Raw genomic sequence first — 5,978 nt, forward strand, 5'->3', positions numbered from 1 at the left:
GAACCCAGCAGCAGGGGCTGCTCCCGATCCTGCCCATAGGTGGCCAGCAGCGCCTGCGCCTCGATCGGGTCACCCAGCCGCGTCCCCGTACCGTGCGCCTCCACCGCATCCACATCAGCGGCCGCAAGACCCGCACCCGCAAGGGCCTGACGGATCACCCGCTGCTGCGACGGACCGTTCGGCGCCGTCAGACCGTTCGACGCACCGTCCTGGTTGATCGCGGAGCCGCGGACGACCGCCAGGACCCGGTGCCCATGACGGCGCGCGTCCGACAACCGCTCCACGAGCAGCATGCCGACACCCTCGGACCAACCGGTCCCGTCGGCCGCGGCGGCGAAGGACTTGCAGCGCCCGTCGGCCGCCAGGCCCCGCTGGCGCGAGAAGTCGACGAAGACGTCCGGGGTGGACATGACGGTGACACCGCCGGCCAGGGCCATCGAGCACTCGCCGTTGCGCAGTGCCTGGATGGCCCAGTGCAGGGCCACCAGGGACGCCGAGCAGGCGGTGTCGACGGTGACCGCGGGACCCTCCAGGCCGAGGACGTAGGCGATACGGCCGGACAGCACGCTGGCGGAGTTGCCGATGCCGACGTAGCCCTCCGCGCTCTCGACGGCGCTGCGCACCAGCTGGGCGTAGTCCTGGCCGTTGGTGCCGAGGTAGACGCCGATGTCCGTGCCGCGCAGGGACTTCGGGTCCATCCCGGCGCGTTCGACGGCCTCCCACGCGGTCTCCAGGGCGAGCCGCTGCTGCGGGTCCATCGCCAGCGCCTCGCGCGGCGAGATCCCGAAGAAGTCCGCGTCGAACCCGGCGACGTCCGTGAGGAAGCCGCCCTCCCGCACGTACGAGGTGCCCGCGTGCTCCGGGTCCGGGTGGTAGAGGCCGGCGGTGTCCCAGCCCCGGTCGTCCGGGAACGGGGAGAGCGCGTCGCGCTCGTCGGCGAGCAGCCGCCACAGGTCCTCGGGCGAGGTCACGCCGCCGGGGTAGCGGCAGGCCATGCCGACGATCGCGATGGGGTCGTCGGCGGCGGGGCGGGCCGGTGCGTGGACCGGTGCCGGTGCCGTCTCCTCGGCGGGTGCGCCGAGGAGTTCGGCCAGCAGGTGGCCGGCGAGGGCCTGCGGGCTGGGGTGGTCGAAGACGAGGGTCGCGGGCAGGCGCAGTCCGGTGGCGGCGGCCAGCCGGTTGCGCAGTTCGACGGCGGTCAGCGAGTCGAAGCCGAGTTCCTTGAACGCCCGGCCGGGGGTCACGCCGGTGTCGTCGGTGTGGCCGAGGACCACGGCGGCGTGCGAGCGGACGAGTGCGAGCAGGGTGCGTTCGCGTTCCGGGGCGGTGAGCGCGGTGAGCCGGTCGGCCAGGGTGGCCGGTCCGGCCTCCGCGGTGGCGGCGCGCCGGGCCGGGCCGCGGACCAGCCTGCGCAGCAGCGCGGGCACGGCGGTCACGCCGGTGGCGAACGAGGTGAGGTCCAGCCACGCGGGGACGAGGACCGGGGCCGGGCCCGCGGTGGCGCGGTCGAACAGGGCCAGCGCGTCGGGTGTGGGCAGCGGCACCACGCCGTCGCGGGCCGCGCGCCGCAGATCCGCCGCGCCCAGGTGGCCGGTCATGCCGCTGGCGTGCGCCCACAGGCCCCACACCTGGGAGGTGGCGGGCAGGCCCTGGGCGCGGCGGTGGGCCGCGAGAGCGTCGACGAAGGCGTTGCCCGCCGCGTAGTTGCTCTGTCCGGGGGCGCCGAAGAGGCCGGAGGTGGAGGAGAACAGCACGAAGACGGCCGGCCGGTGAGGGGCGGTCAGTTCGTGCAGGTTCCAGGCGGCGTCGACCTTGGGGCGGAGCACCTTGGCGAGCCGTTCCGGGGTCTGCGAGGCGATGACACCGTCGTCCAGGAGGCCGGCGGCGTGGACGACACCGGTCAGGGGCCGCTCGGCGGTGATCCGGTCGAGCAGGGCGGCCAGCGCGGTGCGGTCGGCGGCGTCGCAGGCGGCGACGGTCACCTCGGCGCCGAGGGCGCGCAGTTCGCCGGCGAGGGCCGTGGCCTCGGGTGCGGCGTCGCCGCGCCGGCCGGCCAGCACCAGGTGCCGTACGCCGTGTGCGGTCACCAGGTGCCGGGCGCACAGGGCGCCGAGCGTGCCGGTGCCGCCGGTGACGAGGACGACGCCGTCGGACGGCCACGAGGTGCCCGGCGCGCGGTTGTCGGCGCGCGGGGCGCGGACCAGCCGGGGCGCGAGGGCGCGGCCGGCGCGTACGGCGATCTCGGGTTCGCCGGTGGCGAGGACGGCGGGCAACTGCTGGAGCGCGTCCGGGCCGTCGACGTCGACCAGTACGAGCCGGCCGGGGTGCTCGGCGCGGGCGGAGCGGATCAGGCCCCACACGGGCGCGTGGGCGAGGTCGGTGACGTCCTCGGCGCCGGCCGGGACCGCGCCGTGGGTGAGGACGACCAGCCGGGTGTCGGCCAGCCGCTCGTCGGCGAGCCACTCCTTCAGGACGGTGAGCACGCGCCGGGTGGCCGCGTGGGCCGCGTCGGCGGTGCCGTCCTGCCGCTGCTGCCGGCAGGGCAGCACGAGGGTGCCGGGCACGGTGTCCAGGGCGGTGACGGCGGCCAGGTCGGGGCAGGAGGGGTAGCCGGGCAGCGGCAGGTCGCCGAGTACGGCGATGCCGTCGACGTCGGCCGCGGGCAGCGGGACGGGCGTCCACTCGACCTGGTACAGCTCGTGGTCCCGGCCCGGGCCGCCCGTGGCCGGCGGGCGCAGGGTCACCGCGTCGGCGGTGAGCACCGGCGCGCCGGTGTCGTCGGCGGCGTACAGCGTGAACGCGTCCTCGCCCGTGGCGTGCAGCCGTACCCGCAGCCGGGTGGCGCCCACCGCGTGCAGGGTGACGCCGTGCCAGGCGGCGGGGACCAGGCCGGGGCGCACGGCCGCCAGGGCGTCGGCGAGCAGCGCCGGGTGGACGCCCCAGCCGCCGGCGGTCTCGTCGGTCAGCTCGACGGTCACCTCGGTGTCCGCGGCGTCGGGCGCGGTGTGCGCGGGGATGCCGGTGTGCGGGCGGAGGACGCCGGTGGCGTGCCGGGTCCAGGGCTGGTCGTCGCCGGCGTCGGCGGGCCGGGAGTGGACGGCGACCGGGCAGCTGCCGTCCGCGTGCTCCGCGCCCAGGGTGACCTGGAGGCGGAGGGCTTCTCCGGGGGTGTCGAGCGGTGTCTCCTCGGTGAGTTCGCCGAGGGGCCTGCCGTCGCCCGCGTGCAGGGCCAGGTCCAGGGCGGTGCCGGCCGGCAGTTCGGTGCCCGCAGGGACGCGGCCGGTGAAGACCAGTCCGCCGGAGCCGGCGAGGGGGGTGACGGCACCGAGCAGGGGGTGCCCGGCGCCGGTCAGGCCCAGGCCGGTGGCGTCGGCGGCGACCGGGCCCCGGGGCCAGAAGCGGCGGCGCTGGAAGGCGTAGGTGGGCAGGTCGACGCGGCGTCCGCCGGGGCAGGCCGGTGTCCAGTCGACGGGGGCGCCGTGCACGGCGGCCTCGGCGAGCGACAGGAGCAGGCGGCGCGGGCCGTCCTCGTCGCGGCGGAGGGTGCCGACCACGGCGGCGGTCCGCTCGGCGGCCTCCGCGGTCTCCTGGACGGCGGCGGTCAGCACCGGGTGGGGGCTGATCTCCACGAACAGGTCGTGCCCGGCGTCGAGCAGCCCGCGGACCACGGGCTCGAAGAGGACGGGCTCGCGCAGGTTGCGGTACCAGTAGTCGGCGTCGAGCGGGGTGTCGCCGAGCGGCCCGCCCAGCAGGGTGGAGTGGAACGCGATGTCGGCGGTGCCGGGCCGCAGTCCGTCGAGCACGCCGCGCAACTCGGCGGCGAGGGACTCGACATGGGCCGAGTGGGAGGCGTAGTCGACCGCGATGCGCCGCAGCCGTACCCCGTCGGCGGACCAGGCCGTCATCACCTCGTCCAGCGCCTCGGGGTCGCCGCTGAGGACCACCGAGGAGGGGCCGTTGAGCGCGGCGACCGAGATGCGCCCGGCCCAGGGGCCGAGCTTCTCCGTGACCGCGGCTTCGGGCAGGGCCACGGAGACCATGCCGCCGCGGCCGGCCAGCCGCTCGGCGATGAGCCGCGCGCGCAGGGCCACGATCCGGGCGCCGTCCTCCAACGACAGCACACCCGCCACGCAGGCGGCCGCGATCTCACCCTGCGAGTGACCCACCACCGCCGAGGGCACGACGCCGTACGAACGCCACACCTCCGCCAGCGACACCATCACCGCCCACAACACCGGCTGCACCACATCGACCCGGTCCAGCCCCGGAGCACCCTCCACACCCCGCACCACATCCAGCAACGACCACTCGACATGAGCAGCCAGAGCCGCCGCACACGCATCCATCCGCTCGGCGAACACCGGCGACGAACCCAGCAGATCCACCGCCATCCCCGCCCACTGCGCCCCCTGACCCGGGAACACGAACACCACCCGACCGTCACCCGACGACCCGGCTGCACCCGCCACCACACCCTCGACCGGCTCCCCCGCCGCCAACGCGGCAAGAGAACGCCGCGCCTCCACCACATCACCGGCCACCACCACCGCACGATGCGACAGCGACGCCCGCGACGCGGCGAGGGACCAGGAGACGTCCACCGGGTCCAGTCCGGGGTGGGTGTCGAGGTGGGCGGCGAGCCGGGTGGCCTGTGCGGCGAGGGCGGCCCGGGAGCGGGCGGAGAGCACCCACGGCACCCAGCGCGGCGCGGCCGAGGCCGAAGAGGCCTCTTCAAGGGCCTCCGCAGGGGCTTCCTCAAGGATCACGTGGGCGTTGGTGCCGCTCGCGCCGAACGAGGACACACCCGCGCGGCGCGGCCGGTCGGTCCGCGGCCAGGGGGTGGCGCCGGTGACGAGTTCGACGGAGCCGGAGGCCCAGTCGATGTGCGGCGAGGGCGCGTCCACGTGAAGGGTGCGGGGCACCTCCCCGGCGCGCAGTGCGAGCACCGTCTTGATCACGCCGGCCACGCCCGCGGCGGGGCCGGTGTGGCCGATGTTGGACTTCAGCGAGCCGAGCCGCAGCGGCTGCCGGCGGTCCTGGCCGTAGGTGGCCAGCAGGGCGTTGGCCTCGATGGGGTCGCCCAGGGTGGTGCCGGTGCCGTGTGCCTCCACGACGTCGACGTCGGCGGGCGTGAGGCCGGCGGCGGCCAGCGCGGAGCGGATGACCCGCTGCTGGGCCGATCCGTTGGGCGCGGTGAGCCCGGAGGAGGCGCCGTCCTGGTTGATCGCGGAGCCGCGGACGACGGCCAGCACGGGGTGGCCGTTGCGGCGGGCGTCGGAGAGCCGCTCCAGCAGGACCACGCCCACGCCCTCGGACCAGCCGATGCCGTCCGCGGCGGCGGCGAACGCCTTGCAGCGGCCGTCGGGGGCGAGGCCCCGCTGCCGGGAGAACTCCACGAAGGCGCGCGGTGTCGACATGACCATCACGCCGCCGGCGAGGGCCAGCGAGCACTCGCCGGTGCGCAGCGACTGCCCGGCCAGGTGCAGGGCGACGAGGGAGGACGAGCAGGCGGTGTCCACGCTGATCGCCGGGCCTTCCAGGCCGAGGGTGTAGGCCACCCGGCCGGAGAGCACGCTCGCGTAGGTGCCGGTGCCGAGCAGTCCCTCGTCCACGCCGGCGACCGCGCCGTGCCGGGAGTCGTAGCGCTGGTCGGTGACGCCCGCGAAGACACCGGTGGCGGTGCCGCGCAGGGCGAGCGGGTCGACGCCGGCCCGTTCGAACGCCTCCCACGCGACTTCGAGGAACAGCCGCTGCTGCGGGTCCATCGCCAGCGCCTCGCGCGGGCTGATGCCGAAGAACTCGGCGTCGAAGTCGGCGGCGTCGTGCAGGAAGCCGCCCTGGCGCAGATAGGTGTGGCCGGCCCGGTCCGGGTCGGGGTCGTAGAGGCCGTCGAGGTCCCAGCCGCGGTCGGCGGGGAAGTCGCCGATGACGTCGCGGCCCTCGGCGAGCAGCCGCCACAGGTCCTCGGGGCCGGTGAC

1 protein-coding gene is annotated in these 5,978 nt (G+C 76.2%); it reads right to left on the bottom strand.

From position 1 onward, the window contains the following. Nucleotides 1–5,978, bottom strand: a 5,978-nt coding sequence (locus tag CCN44_RS34080; RefSeq protein ID WP_143650150.1) for a type I polyketide synthase, incomplete at both ends; no start/stop codon positions are given.

Origin of the sequence: Streptomyces tricolor, assembly GCF_002155905.1 — a bacterium.
Classification (GTDB): Bacteria; Actinomycetota; Actinomycetes; order Streptomycetales; family Streptomycetaceae; genus Streptomyces; species Streptomyces tricolor.